The organism is Scytonema sp. HK-05, from assembly GCF_963872035.1.
Classification (GTDB): domain Bacteria; phylum Cyanobacteriota; class Cyanobacteriia; order Cyanobacteriales; family Nostocaceae; genus Kalymmatonema.
Window position 1 is genome coordinate 58,480 of sequence record NZ_CAWMYC010000097.1, and the last position, 16,076, is coordinate 74,555.

At 46.3% G+C, this 16,076-nt stretch carries 10 protein-coding genes; 3 read left to right on the forward strand and 7 right to left on the reverse strand.

Annotated elements, in window-relative coordinates; translation table 11 throughout:
- Nucleotides 1-203: 203 nt before the first annotated feature.
- From AACT52_RS15670 to AACT52_RS15700, 7 genes are all read right to left on the reverse strand, one after another.
- Nucleotides 204-3,338 carry an efflux RND transporter permease subunit gene (locus AACT52_RS15670; protein WP_073632035.1) on the reverse strand — a complete coding sequence of 1,045 codons (3,135 nt, stop codon included), beginning with the start codon at nt 3,336-3,338 and terminating at the stop codon, nt 204-206.
- A gap of 420 nt (nt 3,339-3,758) precedes the next feature.
- On the reverse strand, nt 3,759-4,178 hold the full coding sequence (locus tag AACT52_RS15675; RefSeq protein ID WP_073632037.1) for a PIN domain-containing protein: 420 nt from the start codon (nt 4,176-4,178) through the stop codon (nt 3,759-3,761).
- Complete coding sequence (locus AACT52_RS15680) at nt 4,178-4,432, reverse strand: hypothetical protein (protein WP_339374988.1); 255 nt, start codon at nt 4,430-4,432, stop codon at nt 4,178-4,180. The genes AACT52_RS15675 and AACT52_RS15680 overlap by 1 nt, the downstream gene beginning before the upstream one ends.
- Before the next feature lie 176 nt (nt 4,433-4,608).
- The gene (locus AACT52_RS15685; protein ID WP_073632039.1) at nt 4,609-7,842 is read right to left on the reverse strand and encodes an efflux RND transporter permease subunit; all 3,234 of its coding nucleotides are present in this window, start codon (nt 7,840-7,842) and stop codon (nt 4,609-4,611) included.
- Nucleotides 7,839-9,494, reverse strand: a complete 1,656-nt coding sequence (locus AACT52_RS15690; RefSeq protein WP_073632041.1) for an efflux RND transporter periplasmic adaptor subunit — start codon at nt 9,492-9,494, stop codon at nt 7,839-7,841. Before AACT52_RS15690 ends, AACT52_RS15685 begins: the two co-directional genes overlap by 4 nt.
- Before the next feature lie 507 nt (nt 9,495-10,001).
- Entirely contained in the window at nt 10,002-11,264 is a 1,263-nt protein-coding gene (locus AACT52_RS15695; protein ID WP_073632043.1) for a S41 family peptidase, read from the reverse strand.
- A gap of 87 nt (nt 11,265-11,351) precedes the next feature.
- Nucleotides 11,352-11,687, reverse strand: a complete 336-nt coding sequence (locus AACT52_RS15700; protein ID WP_143172801.1) for a hypothetical protein — start codon at nt 11,685-11,687, stop codon at nt 11,352-11,354.
- Between the two features lie 442 nt (nt 11,688-12,129).
- On the opposite strand from AACT52_RS15700, the gene AACT52_RS15705 reads away from it, so the two are divergent.
- The 3 genes from AACT52_RS15705 (at nt 12,130) to AACT52_RS15715 (ending at nt 15,972) form a co-directional block, all read left to right on the forward strand.
- On the forward strand, nt 12,130-13,332 hold the full coding sequence (locus AACT52_RS15705) for a sensor histidine kinase (protein ID WP_073632048.1): 1,203 nt from the start codon (nt 12,130-12,132) through the stop codon (nt 13,330-13,332).
- The gene (locus tag AACT52_RS15710) at nt 13,329-13,991 is read left to right on the forward strand and encodes a response regulator transcription factor (protein ID WP_073632050.1); all 663 of its coding nucleotides are present in this window, start codon (nt 13,329-13,331) and stop codon (nt 13,989-13,991) included. Before AACT52_RS15705 ends, AACT52_RS15710 begins: the two co-directional genes overlap by 4 nt.
- A 319-nt stretch (nt 13,992-14,310) precedes the next feature.
- Entirely contained in the window at nt 14,311-15,972 is a 1,662-nt protein-coding gene (locus AACT52_RS15715) for a permease (RefSeq protein WP_073632052.1), read from the forward strand.
- Nucleotides 15,973-16,076 lie beyond the last annotated feature (104 nt).

The window sequence follows — 16,076 nt, forward strand, 5'->3', positions numbered from 1 at the left end:
TATCTGTCACTAATGACAAATAATCTGTCACTGTACATCTTGGCGCGTTCGCGCAGCGTGCCGCAGGCATACGCGAGTGCGTGCCGACGAAGGAGGCATAACAAAATTCATACCATCAATCAGCAACGCCCGATAAATTAACCTTTTTGGCGATTTTTGCGTAAGTCCTGGCTAACACAATTTCCCGTTATTCATCGGCAATTTCAGTTTGTATGCTTAGCTTTCGGACGAAAGAAGATTTGGCGCAGCTTCAGTTTTGGATGACCGAGGTTTTTCCGCCATGCTTCCATGTAGGTGTAGAACACGGGAGTTAAATAAAGCGTCAAGATTTGCGAGAAGACCAAGCCGCCGACGATCGCAATTCCCAAAGGACGACGCGCTTCAGATCCCGAACCTGTCCCGAGTGCAATCGGCAATGTTCCGATCAGCGCTGCCATTGTCGTCATCATAATCGGGCGAAAGCGAACGATGCAAGCTTCATAGATAGCATCAAACGGACGTTTGCCTTCGTTTCGCTGCCGTTCAATAGCAAAGTCTACTAGCATGATGCCGTTTTTCTTAACGATACCCACCAGCAAAATGATGCCAATAAACGAGTAGAGATTTAACTCAACTTGAAAAATCAGCAGCGTCAGTAATGCGCCAAATCCCGCCGAAGGTAAACCGGAAAGAATGGTAAGCGGGTGAATGAAATCCTCGTAGAGAATGCCGAGAATCAGATAAATCACCACAATCGAAATCAGCAACAGCCAACCTAAATCATTAAAGGACTGTTGAAAAACCTGTGTGGAACCCTGAAAGCTGCTTGTAATTGTTGACGGCAATATTTCCTGTGCAGCTTGCTTGATGGCTTCGGTTGCCTGACTCAATGATACTCCCGGTAACGTCTCGAAGGAAATGGTTGCTGAAGGAAGCCCACTCAAGTGGGTGACGGTAAGCGGACCAACATTTTCAGTGATGGTGGCGATCGCACTCAGCGGAATCGATTTTCCATTGTTGGATCGCACATAAAGCATCGAGAGAGCGCTGGGATTTCGCTGATACTCTGGCTTCAATTCTAAAATGACATAATACTGATTGTTCGCTGTATAAATAGTTGAAATCTGTCCAGAACCATAGGCATCACTCAAGGTTCTCTCAACCAGGGCGGCTGTGATGCCGAGGGTTGCGGCTTTATCGTGGTCAATTTTGACTTGCACTTGGGGAGTGCTGAGTTGCAAATCACTATCAACGCCTCGTAATCCTGGTATCGTTTTGACTTTTTCTAATAGTTTCGGAACGTATTCGCGCAGATCTGGCAGGTTTAAACTCTGTAAAGTGAATTGATATTGTGAATTGGTTTGTTGTCCTCCGATGGGAATTGCAGGTGGCGATCGCAAAAACACCTGAATTCCTGGTGTGCGTCGTAATTTGGGAGTGAGTTCTTGAATAATTTCGTCGGAGGCGAGGCGACGTTGAGAACGCGGCTTGAGTCGGATTGTAATCCGTCCGTTATTCGCTGATGCGTTCGGTCCACTCGCCCCCACGGTTGAGTTTAGCGCTTCGATGTTGGGGTCTTTCCGAAGAATATCTACAATCTCTTGTTGGTGACGCAGCATATCATCAAACGAGATATCTTGCGCTGCCTTCGTGTTTGCCATCAGTTGTCCGGTGTCTTCCGTGGGAATAAATCCTTTGGGAACGAGAACGAACAAATAGACTGTGAGAAGCAGCAGAATCCCGGAAGCGATCAGCGTCATCAGACGGTATTGCAAAACGGGTTTGAGCGTCCACTCGTAACCTTGTAGCAGGAAATCAAATGCCCTTTCTGATATGCGATAAAAGCGGCTTTGCTGATGCTGATGCGAGGAACCGAGAAATCGGCTACACAACATCGGCGTGAGACTGAGAGAAACAAAACCCGAAACCAAAATTGCCACAGAAATCGTGACAGCAAATTCATGAAATAACCGACCAATTAACCCACCCATAAACATGATCGGGATGAACACTGCCACCAACGAAAGCGTCATCGATAAGATTGTAAAACTGATTTCTCGCGACCCCTTCAATGCGGCATCTAAAGTCGATTCGCCCAGTTCCCGATGACGGACAATGTTTTCTAGCACGACGATCGCATCATCCACCACAAAGCCAACAGAAAGCGTCAATGCCATCAAAGAAAGGTTATCCAGCGAGTAGCCCAAGAGATACATCGCGGCAAAAGTACCAATGATCGCAACAGGAAGCGCCAAACTGGGAATGATCGTGGCAGCCAAATTCCGCAAGAACAGGAAGATTACCAGAACCACCAGACAAATCGAGAGAACCAGGGTGAATTTCACATCATCAACAGATGCTCGAATTGACTCAGAGCGATCGTACATAATCCCCACCTCGATTGATTTGGGAACTTGTTCGCGCAGCGTCGGTAAAAGTTCCTTAATCGCATCCACAATCGCCACAGTATTTGCATCAGGCTGAGGCTGCACAGCAAGCACAATCGACGGACGATTCGAGACTTTTTTATCGCTATAGCGGTTCGAGACTTTATTGTTTTGGACATCGTCGATCACTTGTCCCAAGTCTTGAAGCCGTACCGCTGCGCCATTTTTGTAAGAAACAATCAGCGATCGATAACCAGCAGCATCGGTTAGTTGACCATTCGCCTGAATCATGTAACTTTTGTCTTTACCAGAAAGACTCCCCGTTGGCAACTCCACATTTGCCTGCTGAATCGCCGTCTTCACCTGATCCAGACCAATTCCTCGCGTCGCTAACTCGCGCGGATCAAGCTGGACACGCACCGCATATTGCTTTTGACCATAAACCTGCACTTGCGCCACGCCGTTAATCATGGAAATTGGCTGCCCAATTGTCACCTCTGCGTATTCGTCCACAGTGGAAATTGGCAGGGTTTCCGAATAGAGGTAGAGGTAGAGAACCGGAGCAACAGACGGGTTAACCTTGCGATAGGTTGGTGGTTTTGGCATTCCAGAGGGCAATTGTCCTGCTGCGGCTGAAATTGCTGCTTGTACGTCTTTAGCAGCGTCATCTGCCTTACGGCTGAAATCGAATTGCAAAGAAATGTTAGTGCTGCCCGTTGAACTGGTGGAATTAAATGAATTGAGTCCAGCAATTTCCGTGAACTGTCTTTCTAGAGGTGCAGCAACCGAGGATGCCATCGTTTCCGGCGTCGCACCGGGGAGACTCGCAGAGACACTAATAAAGGGATATTCGACGTTGGGTAAAGCACTGATCGGCAACAGTGCATAACTCATGAGACCGAAGATGAGGATACCCATCACCACCAAGGTCGTCATGACCGGACGACGAATAAAAAGTTCTGAAAGGTTCATAAATTTAGTTCTCCCAGAAATGTGGCGTTGATCGTGTCGCTCAAATCGTTAGCCGCGCTCATATTTCTCAATGGAATTAAATATAAAATTTGGCAAGTTACTGACACAGAAAATTTATAACAACCTATGTTCCTTGATTAGATTTCTTACAAAAGTCATGATTAATGGATATTTAGAACCACTCATGGAACACAGATGCACACCGAGAAATTATCTGTGTTCCATGAGTGTCCATCTGTGGTTTCATTTTCATAAATTTGATTTTTGCTAGAGGTCTATTGTCGCCTTGTAATAACAGTCACTTGGTTGCAGAGCTAAAGGTAAATATCAGCGCTTGTTTTAATGTTTCTTTTCTCCTTGGACGTACGTCTCAAACTAAATCAAAGCGATAAAAACACACATCAAACTCTGTAAAAAAAATCATATTTCTTCCAACCGCTTCAATAGCTGAGGCACCGACAACACAGGTATTACTGAACCCGAAAAGTCCTGCGTGTCGCGAGTGACAATCGCATCTAAACCTTGGGAAACTGCACAGTGAATCTGTACCGCATCTTCAAAATCTGCTAACTCAGATGCGAAAGCCGCTTCTAAAATAGCCCGATTAACAGAGGCAATGACCATAACAGCCAGTGTAGTTGAAACCGCTTGCCTGGCAAGCTCAACACTTCGAGTTTGCCTGCGGGCTATGTAGAAAATATCAGTGAGTGTTGTTGCTGTCACATAGCCAATCACTTGTCCAGAATCAATTGCGTTGAATAGAGCCTCCGCATCTTTGAGAAATTGCTCTCGTTCTAGCAAATAATCTAAAACAATATTGGTGTCAATCAGAACTCTCACTAAAGATATTTCTCCACTCGACGTTCTTCTAGCATTGCCTTGACTTGGTCATCGGTTGGTGCCGATTGATCAGTTTTCAACAAACCTTTCATCTGCTTGATGATGCGCGATCGCTCAGGTAGTTGACTTGAAGAATCTTGTAAGGATTCGATAATCGCACTCACAAGTTCAAGACGCTCACTTACAGACAATTGACGAGCTTGCTCTTTCAGACTTTGCAAAGACATAGAAATCACTCCAACAAACGCTGGCATTTAAATTTTAGTGCGGGCGATCGCTTATCTGTCTAGCTGTACAGCATCTCATGAATTCGTAGCCAATGAAATTTCGCAAGACTCTGCGTTCCTTTGCGCCTTCCTCCGCGTTCCTCTGCGTTTAAAAAAGTTACGATGAGACTGCTTGCAGTTTCTCAAAACTCACGTTTTCATTTTTACCTCCCCCCTGTAAACGAGAAAACTCGACGGAACTTAACTTGACTGAGCTGTTTGCGCCACGACTCCATATATATGTAAAACACAGGAGTTAAATAAAGCGTCAAGATTTGCGAGAACAGCAATCCACCTACAACTGCAATACCCAAAGGTCGGCGAGATTCAGAACCTGCGCCAAAACCGAGGGCGATCGGCAAGGTTCCCATAAGTGCCGCCATCGTCGTCATCATGATTGGACGGAAACGCACCAGACACGCTTGATAAATCGCTTCCGATGGTTTTTTCCCTTCATTCTGCTGGGCTTCAATGGCAAAGTCCACCATCATAATGCCGTTTTTCTTGACGATGCCCACCAGCAGCATAATACCGATGAACGAGTAAACATTGAGCTCAACATGGAAGAACATCAGCGTTACTAATGCGCCAAAACCAGCCGAAGGCAAACCTGAAAGAATTGTAATCGGGTGAATAAAATCCTCATATAAGATACCGAGAATCAGATAAATCACCAGAATCGCAATCAACAGTAATAGCAATAGATTCGGCAATGAACTTTGAAATACCTGACCTGCCCCCTGAAAGTTCGTCGCGATGCTATCAGGAATGACCGTACGAATGAGGTTTTCAATCGTTTGATTTGCTTCTCCAAGCGATGCACCAGGAGTGAGGTTGAAGGAAATCGTGGCAGCATTCATCCGACCAACATGATTGATCATCAACGGCGCGACTCCTGGAGATATTTTGGCAAATGTGCTCAGAGGAATTGCCTGTCCGCTACCAGAATTATTTGTAATGTTATTGGTGGAGGTATTACCAGAATCATTGCCGGAGACATTATTAGCGTTGCTACCAGCATTGTTACTACTACTACTACTACTACTACTACTACTGCCAGTGTTAATATAAAGTTTCATCAAAGCATTGGGGTCTTGCTGATACTGGGGTTCCAGTTCCAGAATGACCTGATACTCGTTGCTTGCTCCGTAGATTGTTGATACCTGGTAGGAACCATAGGCATTTCTGAGTGTACTTTCAATTTGCTGAGCAGTAATCCCAAGGGCTGCAGCTTTGTCACGATCAATGTCAAGTTTGACTTGAGAAGTCATCTGTAAATCGCTGTTGACATCCTGAAGCTGTGGCAGAGTCTTCATCCTCTCAACGAGTTGCGGCACATACTCTTGCAACGGTTGGACATCAGAACTTTGCAGTGCGAGTTGATAAAGCCCAGTCGTTTGCTGAGTACCAACGGGAATCGCTGGGGGATTTTGTAAGAACACCTGAATACCGGGAACTGTGGCGAGTTTTGAGCGCAGATTTTGAATGATTTCCTCAGCACTCATCTTACGTTCGCCTCGCGGTTTTAACCGAATAAACAAACTGCCAGAATTACCTGCAACGGCTGCCCCGCCACCAGTTGCACTAGCGCTCGCCCCGATATTAGAATTTACCGCATCCACATTTGGGTCTTGACGCAGCAAATCAACCACCGCTTGCTGGTGACGTACCAAGTTATCAAAAGAGGCATCCTGCGCCGCTTGAGTAATGCCTGTGATTTGCCCCGTATCTTCGCTCGGAATAAAGCCCTTGGGAACCACCGCTAACAGCCAAACTGTGACAAACAGCATCACAGTAGATAAAATCATCGTGGTGCGGTGATATTTTAAGACCTTTTTGAGAGTCCAATCGTACAGAGCGAGAAAGCGAGCAAACACATACTCCGAAGCTCGATATAACCGACTTTGATGCTCGTGATCTACCGGACGTAGAAAACGACTGCACAACATGGGAGTGAGACTGAGGGAAACAAAGCCTGAGACAAGAATCGAAACGGCGATCGTTACAGCGAATTCATGGAACAATCGTCCCAACAACCCACTCATAAAAAGCATCGGGATGAATACTGCCACCAATGACAGTGTCATCGATAAAATTGTGAAACCGATTTCCTTCGATCCATTTAACGCTGCTTCTAGCGGACGTTCGCCCATTTCCATATGACGAACGATGTTTTCTAGCATGACGATCGCATCATCCACCACAAAACCTACCGAAAGCGTCAACGCCATCATTGATAGGTTATCCAACGAGTAGTCCAGCAGATGCATGACAGCAAACGTGCCAATCAGCGAAACCGGTAACGCCAAACTAGGAATTACCGTTGCCGAGAGGTTGCGCAAAAACACGAAAATCACTAGCACAACCAGGCAAATCGTCAGAATCAGCGTAAACCGAACATCATCTACTGAGTCTCGAATCGATTGGGAGGCATCATAAAGAACACCAATTTCAACGGAATCAGGAATCTGATCTCTCAAAGTAGGCAGCAGTTTCTTAATCGTGTCTACCACTTGCACCGTGTTGGTTCCAGGCTGCCGTTGAATCGTCAGAATAATGGCGCGAGTATTATTGTACCAACTTGCTACCTTGTCATTTTCTACACCGTCAATCACCCGACCGAGTTGCTCCAGGTAGACGGGTGCCCCATCTTTGTAAGCGACAATTAATTTTCGATAAGCCGCCGCATCTGCGAGTTGCCCGTTGGTCTGTACCGTATAATTCTTGTGATTGCCTGAAAGACTTCCGGTGGGTAAGTTGACGTTGCCTTGTTGAATTGCGGTTTCCACCTGATCTAGCCCAATTTGCCGACTTGCCAATTGCTGCGGATCAAGCTGAATTCGAGCCGCATACTTTTGGGAACCGTAGACTTGTACCTGAGCCACACCATTGATTGTGGACAGCTTTTGTGCTAGATAGGTCTGGGCATAATTATCAACCTCGGAAAGAGGCAGGGTGGGAGAGTCGAGATACAGGTAGAGAATCGGCTGATCAGCTGGGTTAACCTTACTGTAGCTGGGTGGATTGGGTAAATCGTTTGGAATTTGTCCTGATGCCGATGAAATCGCAGATTCCACATCCAGAGCAGCATCGTCAATATTACGATCAAGGTTAAATTGCAGCGTAATCTGAGTTCTACCCAAGGTGCTGGTCGAGTTGAGCGAATCGAGTCCAGCAATACTGGAAAATTGCTTTTCCAAAGGACGCGCAACCGATGCAGCCATTGTTTCTGGGCTGGCTCCCGGTCGCGCGGCACTCACCTGAATCGTTGGATAATCCACACTCGGCAGATCGCTGATCGGCAGCAAGCGATAGCTCATGAAACCGAAGATGAGAATTGCCGCCATCACCAGCGTTGTCATGATCGGGCGACGAACAAATATTTCCGAGAGATTCATGAATCGCCTCCTGCTGACTTCGAGGACTGATTTCTGCCTGACCCTGAAGAACGATTTTTTCCTGATTTGGAAGAATTAACTGTGGCAGCAGAATCCGAGGCAGTTTTGATGCGGATCTTGCTGCCCGTCACCAGATTTGCTTGACCATCAGTCACAACCCTCGCGCCTGGTTGCACTCCTTTCTGAACCACGGCGAGTCCATCTATGGTGTTGCTGACTGCCACTGGGGCATTTTCCACTGTCATGTCGGGCTTGACAACGAAGACAAATTGTCCATTCGGTCCGTTCTGAACTGCTTGTGCAGGAACAACGGTCGCATTCGGTTCTTGGGTGAGCGTCAGCGTTGTGTTTACATATTGACCAGGAAACAGGTTTCCCTGAGCGTTGTCAAAGTCACCAATAAGTTGAATCGTACCTGTGGTGTTATCGACCGTATTATTGACAAATGTCAAAACACCTGGTATTGGACGAGCATTATTGCCGGAGAATGTGACATCTACCTTCAGCTTGCCATTCTGTATGTACTTTTGAACCTGCGGCAGATTCGATTCTGGCACGGAGAAGGAAACTTGAATCGGGCGAATTTGGGCGATCGTCACGAGGGGATTCGTGCCGTTTGCTTGAACCACATTGCCTTGAGTCACCAGAATGTTGCCGGCGCGTCCACTAATCGGAGCATAAATTTTGGTGTACGTCGATTGCACTTGGACATTTTCCAATGCCCCCTGATCTGAACTGACAACCGCCTCAGCGTTCTTGATCGCTGCTTGATCGCCGCGCACAACTGCCTCAGCATTAGTAATCGCTATTTGATCACCGCGCACGACTTGCTCAGCATTCTTGATGGCGACTTGATCGCCCCGCACGACAGCCTGAGCATTGGCGATCGCCTCTCGATCTGCCTGAAGCGTTGCCGCAGATGCCTGACTATTCGTAGAGTATTGTTGAGCTTGGTCTTGGCTGACAGCGCCCTGCTTGTACAACTCACCATAACGACTGCTCTGTGCTTGGGCGTATCGAGCTTGCGCTTCATCCTTTGCCAAAGTCGCCTGAGCCTGTCGCACTAGACTTTGGTCTTTAGCTAATGTCGCTCTAGCTTGCTCTACCTGCCCTTGGTCTTTGGCTAACGTCGCTCTGGCTTGTTCTACCAGCCCTTGGTCTTTGGCTAACGTCGCTCTGGCTTGCTGTACCTGCGCCAGGTCTTTCGCCAAAGTCCCTTGAGCCTGCTGGATAGCAGCATTTTGTGTGCGGTCATCGAGGGTGAATAAAAGTTGTCCCTTTTTCACGTCTTGACCTTTCTTGAAATAAACTCCAGTGATCCGCCCACTCGCTTGGGGCGTAACCGATACCGTAGACGCCGCTTGCACGTTACCAATCGCCTGCAATTGCACTGGAACAGTTTTTTGCATCACCATAGCCACTGTCACAGGTGTGACCTGCGGTCCTTTCCTGGCAGACTTTCCATCTTTGTCAGGCTTGGCAGCACCCGCATGTATACCATACAAACCCGCCGCAGCAAGCAACGTCACGCCCAGGATAACCAAGCCAGTCCGTTTTGGAGACGAGGACTTGAACTGTGATTGCGTACTGTTCTCAATCAAATTCTCATTTTTGATTTCATCTTTGATTTCATCTTTGATTTCATGGGTCATAGGAGTTAAGCAATTCAAAATTCAAAATTCATCTCTGTACGGCATTAAGAAAACCAGTGCTCACGGATGCCTAGCTGCTAACAGTATGCATTCTTAGAGGTGTGACACGATACCTTCTAAATAGGTAAGTAGGAATCAACAAATCTACCTTAAGAAATGTGAAAACGCTTGAACTGTTACCAATAGACTTCTTGCAAAAGTCGAAAAAAAGAATAATGAACCACAGATGGACACAGATGGAATCAAACAGATGCAATCTTGTGACTAATGACGAATTAACTTTATTTTTACGACCTATAGCGCTTTTTATTTGAATGAAGTCATTACAGAAGAATTCAGGAGTCAGAAGTCAGAAGTAAAAAGAGCTTGATGTCTGACTTTTGGATAACAACGTTGTACTTCATTTACTTGCAATGTGCTGTATTTATCTGTGTCCATCTGTGTCCATCTGTGGTTCATTATTTCTTTCTTTACCTTACTCCGGGTTCTTACCGCTATACTTACTGATTACCGATTCTTTATCCCAGTACGAATTAACTGACTCAAATCTGCAACGGCACTCGCATACTGCGGATCAGCTAAAGTTCCAATGGTATGGTTTTGTGCCAATGCTTGCTGTTGTGCCTCGCTTAAGTCCACCGTAATGTCTGGTGCAATGCCGACATGATTGATATCTCGACCTTTTGGTGTGTAGTACTTGGCGATCGTCAGTTTCAACGCGGAACCATCCTCCAGTGGCTCGACGGCTTGAACTAAACCCTTGCCAAAGGTGCGAGTCCCGACTAACGTGGCGCGATTGTCATCTTGCAGCGCCCCCGCTAAGATTTCGCTGGCGCTGGCAGATCCGCCATCAACCAGCACCACTAAGGGTTTGTTCGTCAGAGGATGTCCCGTGGCATTGTAGCGTTCTTTAACCTGATCCCGATTTACCAAAGACACAATCTCGCCTTGCTTTAGCCACATACTGGCAATTTGCAAGCTAGCATCCAGCAGTCCACCAGGATCAGACCGCAGATCCAGAACATAGCCCTGCACCTGCTCTTTTTCCAAGGCTTGAATCGCTTGACGCATCTCTGGGGCAGCCGTTTGCGTAAACTCTGGCAGACGGATATAACCAATCTTCCCCGTTGGCGTTGTTTGCGTGCGATAACTTACAGGATGCAGGTCGATGTTTGCCCGAGTCAGCTTAAAGGTTTGGGCTTGATTGCCGCGTTGAATCACCAAGACAACTGGGGTTCCAACAGGTCCCTGAATCCGCTTGGCGGCATCGTTGATGTTCATGCCCTGAATAGGTTGACCGTCGATTTGGACAATCACATCGTTCGGCAAGATACCTGCTTTGAAAGCAGGCGTTCCTTCAATCGGGGCGACAACGGTTAACGCTTTGGTTTTTTCATTCTCTGCAAGTTCAAGACCTACACCAGAGAGATTGCCAGCAAGATCGTTATTCAGGGCTTTGAATTCCTCGGGATCAAAGAACTCAGTGTAGCGATCGCCTAACTTCCCTACCATTTCTCGAATTGCAGCGTACGCCTGTTCTTTAGAGCTATAGGAAGGGCTAAGATACTCCTGTCGAATCGCTTTCCAGTTTTGCTGGTTGAAGCTGGCATCAACATAATTTTGATCCAGGATTTGCCACACCTGATTCACCAATTTTTGGGGGGTGGGTTGTGTTTGAGCCAGACTTTTTGAGACATATAGACTAGTCCCTGTCAGGATCGCTGCCATAACAGCGACTTCTATTCTAGTGAGCAATTTTCGCTTGAACATGCTTCCACTGATAAAAATGGGTTAACAAAAAACAGTACTCTTAATTGCTGCTTTGCTTTTTAAACCGAAACCCACATATCTAGAACACTACTGTGAGTTCTCTTTAGATTGCTTTTGTCGCTGGGCATAATTAGCCTTATAAATCTCCTGAATTTTAGTCTTTTGGTCAGGGGTGAGATTGAGACTAGACAATGCCTGACGCATTTTTTCACCTTGTTGCAATTTCGTTTGTAACTGTTGCACCTGCTCTGGAGTCAGAACTGCCTCAATTTGCTTGCGAACTGCCTCACGCTTCTGAGTCCGCTCCTGCGATTGAGATGCATTTGATTGAGAGGCATCTGAGGAATTGGAACTATTACAGGCTGTTATTCCTCCAACAAGAATTGTGACGAGTAGAAAGGTTGTTGCAATTGTCTTTTTCATCACGAAATGCTCCATATAAGCTGTTTGCAATCAGCGAAAACACATCTAAAGTTGCACAATTTACTTATTAGGGTTGTTGACTATTTACCTATTTTTGTTTATGAATTTTTCTTTACTTCTTTCACTAACCAATATTAGAAGTTACTATGAATCTCTACATGAACTAGAATTCCTAAGCCGACCAGTAAAAAAGTACTCAAGTTATTGTGACTTTTTTCCTAGTTTGGGGAGAGTCAATTAGTCGGAACGGCTCTATCGATATTGAAGGCAGATTCGTTATAGAGGAAGAAGAGTTCTGAACAGGGCACCGCTCAGAATTCTCTCATCGATTTGAACTTGAGGATTCAAAGGGGCTGATGTGTTGTTTGACTACTTGATCCCCTCTAAAATCAGGGAAACGCCGCTGGCTTCGTCGGTCCAGCCATTAATGTGGAACAGTTCTATGGTTCGCCTGACCTATCCATCGTTTCGTCTGTTGCTTTACCTGGAGTGGCTGTTGTTAGCCACGGCAGTGTTTATGGAAGTTCTGCTACCGTTTCAGTTGTCCTGGTCATTGGTGCTGCGAGTAGGAGCGATCGCTGCTTTTGGCTTGATGAGCTTCACACCGCCAACATCCAGGCTGGCAACAAAATTGTTTTATACAGCTGTGGAATTCGGTTTAATTTGGCTAGCAGCGACTCTAGACGGCTTATCGACTCGCTCCGTTTTCCTGCTGTGCCTGGTACTGGTGATGCGGAGTTGTCTGATATTTAAGCTATCAGGACAGTTGGTTGTCTTGGGCTTATCTCTTCTCTCCTATGGAACACTGCTTCTATCAAAACCCATTGTGGCTCAGAAGTTCAAACTAGCCGTATGGGATTGGCGATTCAGTAATGTGTTGTTGTTTAGCTTGACGCTGGTATTCGCTTTATTATTGATTAACGCCTTGCTTGCAGAGCGGCAGAGTCGAGAGCAGTTGCAGATCGCCCATCAGGAACTAGAAATCACCCATAAGCAACTGCGTGAGTATGCGCTGCGAATTGAAGATCAGGCAACTTTGCAGGAACGCAACCGAATTGCCCGCGAAATTCACGATGGGCTGGGGCATACCCTAGCAGCCCAAACCATTCAAATTAATAACGCCTTGCTGTTTTGGCAGTCGAATAACGACAAGGCATTAACTTTTGTTAAACAGGCAAAGCAATTAGGGGCTGAGGCGCTGCTGGAAATTCGGCGTTCGGTTTCTGTTTTACGCTCGAAGCCGTTGCAAGGTCAATCTCTGGAATCAGCAATTGAAAAGCTGCTGACAAACTTTCAACAAACCACAGGAATTAAACCATCGTACAAAATCAATTTACCATTATCCTTACCCACAGAACTCAATACAACCCTTTACCGGATTGTGCAAGAATCGCTCACGAACATCTATAAACACGCTCAGGCTACGGGTGTTACCGTTGAGCTACTTTCTCACGCTGGGATGATTCATCTGGTGATCGAGGATAATGGAAAAGGGTTTAACCCCACTCAAAATACAACCGGGTTTGGGCTACAAGGGATGCGAGAACGCGCATCGGCGTTGGGCGGTGAGTTAAATCTCCATAGTCAACCGGGAACAGGTTGCCGCATCTGTGTTTCTTTTCCACCATCAAAACTGTTGCTATGATTAGGATTTTGTTAGTTGACGATCAGCATATTATTCGTCAGGGACTTAAGAGTATGCTTGAGTCGAATTCAGATATGCTAGCGGTTGGTGAAGCGGAGAATGGGCAACGAGCGCTCGAACTTATACCCACGCTGCAACCTGATATTGTGCTCATGGATATCCGGATGCCCGTGATGGATGGAGTTGCCGCAACTGGTGCGATCGCTCAACAATATCCCGACACCAAAGTTCTGGTTCTCACCACCTTCGATGATGATGAGTACGTTTCCCAGGCGATGCGGCTAGGCGCTAAGGGTTATTTGCTCAAGGATACCGAACCAGATGAACTGGCGCTGGCAATTCGATCCGTCTACAAGGGACATACCCAACTCGGTCCAGGATTGTTTGAAAAAGCACTTATGCCTGTTGCCGCTCCTGCTCCCTCCCTTGAACCACCGCCAGAATTGGCGCAACTTACACCCCGAGAGTTGGATGTATTGCGTTTAATTGCCTCTGGAGCGAATAACCGCGAAATTGCCCAATCGCTTTTTCTCTCCGAAAATACCGTTAAGAACTATGTGACGAATATTCTCAGTCGCTTAAACTTGCGCGATCGCACTCAGGCAGCCCTGCTTGCCCATTCTCTGTTCCGTGGTGTTAACAATCGGCTACCCACGTGAACTACCCCACCCTACAGACAACGCTTAGTACAGCATTTCATTAATTCGTAGCAGATTAAATTTGGCGAGACTCTGCGTCCCTTTGTCTTGAAAAGTTTCCTAGGTCGGGAAACCCTCCTGCAGAACTTTTCGCTGCGCTACCTTGGCTACCTGGTGCGTTTAAAAAAGTTACGAATTTATGCAATGCCCGTACTTAGACACGCCAGATAATTTTGAATTTTGAATTCCCAAAGGGGTGATCCAGCTGTTGGATAGCTTATCGTTGCTGATATCCTTAAAGCGACAAGACTATTGCAAAATAATTGTCGAGGCGTAGACGATGGAAATCGCAACAGTTAAGGCTCCCCGCTGGTTTGTCCGCAGAGATATAGATGGTTTATTTGGGCTTTTTCTCGACAACTTGATTCAAATATTATTAATTGTTAATTTGTGTCAAGGAGTGCTTGGATTTTCTCCCTCCCTGGTATATGGGCGTATTCTGCCAGGAATTGCTTTAAGTTTAATTATTGGTAACTTTTATTATGGCTGGTTAGCTTACCAAAAAGGTCAACAGGAGCAACGGGATGATATCACTGCTTTGCCTTATGGTATTAACACCGTAAGCCTTTTTGCTTATGTATTTTTGGTCATGTTACCTGTGCGGTTGGGGGCGATCGCCCAAGGTGCATCATCAGAACAAGCTGCTGAACTAGCATGGCAAGCAGGTTTAGTGGCTTGCTTAGGTTCAGGTTTGATTGAATTAGTCGGTGCATGGATTGGCAATCCTCTGCGTCGCCTTGCTCCCCGTGCGGCAATGCTTTCAACTTTAGGTGGTATTGCCATCACCTTCATTGCCATTGGTTTTCTGTTTCGGACTTTTGCTAATCCCGTCGTCGGTTTAGTTCCCTTAGGCGTGATTCTGATTACCTACTTTGGGCAGGTTCGATTTGCCATTCCTGGTGGTTTATTAGCAGTTCTTTTAGGAATTGGTTTGGCATGGGGAACAGGTTTGGTAAGTTGGGATAATGCCAAGTTCGTCGCTGCAGTACAACCGATAGGAGTTTACATACCAAGATTGTGGTTAGGGGAATTATGGAATAGCCGTGCAGTCTTACTAGACTACTTCAGCATCATTTTACCAATGGGGCTTTTTAACCTTGTCGGTAGTCTGCAAAATTTAGAAAGTGCAGAAGCTGCCGGAGATACTTATCCAGCTACCCCAAGTCTTGCAGCTAATGGTATCGGTACGCTTGTTGCCGCTGTTTGTGGTTCTTGTTTCCCCACCACCATTTATATCGGACATCCTGGTTGGAAAGCTTTAGGGGCAAGAGTGGGCTACTCGATTCTCAATGGTATTTTCATGGGCTTGCTGTGCCTCACTGGAACCGTGGCAATGCTTGCCTATTTTGTCCCGATTGAAGCTGGAATGGCAATTGTATTGTGGATTGGTATTGTGATTGTGGCTCAAAGCTTCACAGCAACTCCTGCTCATCATGCACCTGCTGTGGTTGTCGGTTTGTTACCAGGAATTGCAGGCTGGGGTGCATTAATTGCCAAAAATGCACTACGGGCAGCAAGTCTAGGAACGCCAGAAAAACCTTTAACACCAGCCTTAATTGAGCAATTTAAGCTCAGCGATACATATATTGATGGTGCTTTTGCTTTGGAGCAGGGATTTATTTTTTCAGCGATGATTTTGGCTGCTATCACAGTTTATATTATTGAGCGAGACTTCAAAAAAGCTGCCTATTGGTCTATTGCAGCTGCTTTACTCTCTTGGGTAGGTTTGATGCACAGCTACCGTTGGACTGTAGCAGATACTGTTGTCAATTTGGGTTTTGGAACTGGAACGCCCTGGGCTGTCGGCTACATTTTGCTTGCCATTCTCTTTTTCTACACGCAATGGCAAACGCGTCATCAAAAAGCAAATCAAAAAGTTGTTCAATCTCCATCACAAGAGGCTAGCGAAGGGACGCTAAGAACCCAAGGAAAAGATAGGTAAGGTGTCACGCCTACAAGTTGCACTTTTTGTAGGCTAAAGTCCTTACAGCAAGGCTATCGAGCCGGAAAATTGTATCACCGACACCTTAATCTTGTACCGAGAAG

Bases quoted from the DNA above. Each gene is read 5' to 3' on its own strand.
- AACT52_RS15670 (WP_073632035.1), bottom strand. From the start codon at position 3,338: ATGAACCTTTCAGAACTTTTTATTCGTCGTCCGGTCATGACGACCTTG.
- AACT52_RS15680 (WP_339374988.1), bottom strand. From the start codon at position 4,432: ATGCCAGCGTTTGTTGGAGTGATTTCTATGTCTTTGCAAAGTCTGAAA.
- AACT52_RS15685 (WP_073632039.1), bottom strand. From the start codon at position 7,842: ATGAATCTCTCGGAAATATTTGTTCGTCGCCCGATCATGACAACGCTG.
- AACT52_RS15690 (WP_073632041.1), bottom strand. From the start codon at position 9,494: ATGACCCATGAAATCAAAGATGAAATCAAAGATGAAATCAAAAATGAG.
- AACT52_RS15695 (WP_073632043.1), bottom strand. From the start codon at position 11,264: ATGTTCAAGCGAAAATTGCTCACTAGAATAGAAGTCGCTGTTATGGCA.
- AACT52_RS15700 (WP_143172801.1), bottom strand. From the start codon at position 11,687: ATGAAAAAGACAATTGCAACAACCTTTCTACTCGTCACAATTCTTGTT.
- AACT52_RS15705 (WP_073632048.1), top strand. From the start codon at position 12,130: ATGGTTCGCCTGACCTATCCATCGTTTCGTCTGTTGCTTTACCTGGAG.
- AACT52_RS15710 (WP_073632050.1), top strand. From the start codon at position 13,329: ATGATTAGGATTTTGTTAGTTGACGATCAGCATATTATTCGTCAGGGA.
- AACT52_RS15715 (WP_073632052.1), top strand. From the start codon at position 14,311: ATGGAAATCGCAACAGTTAAGGCTCCCCGCTGGTTTGTCCGCAGAGAT.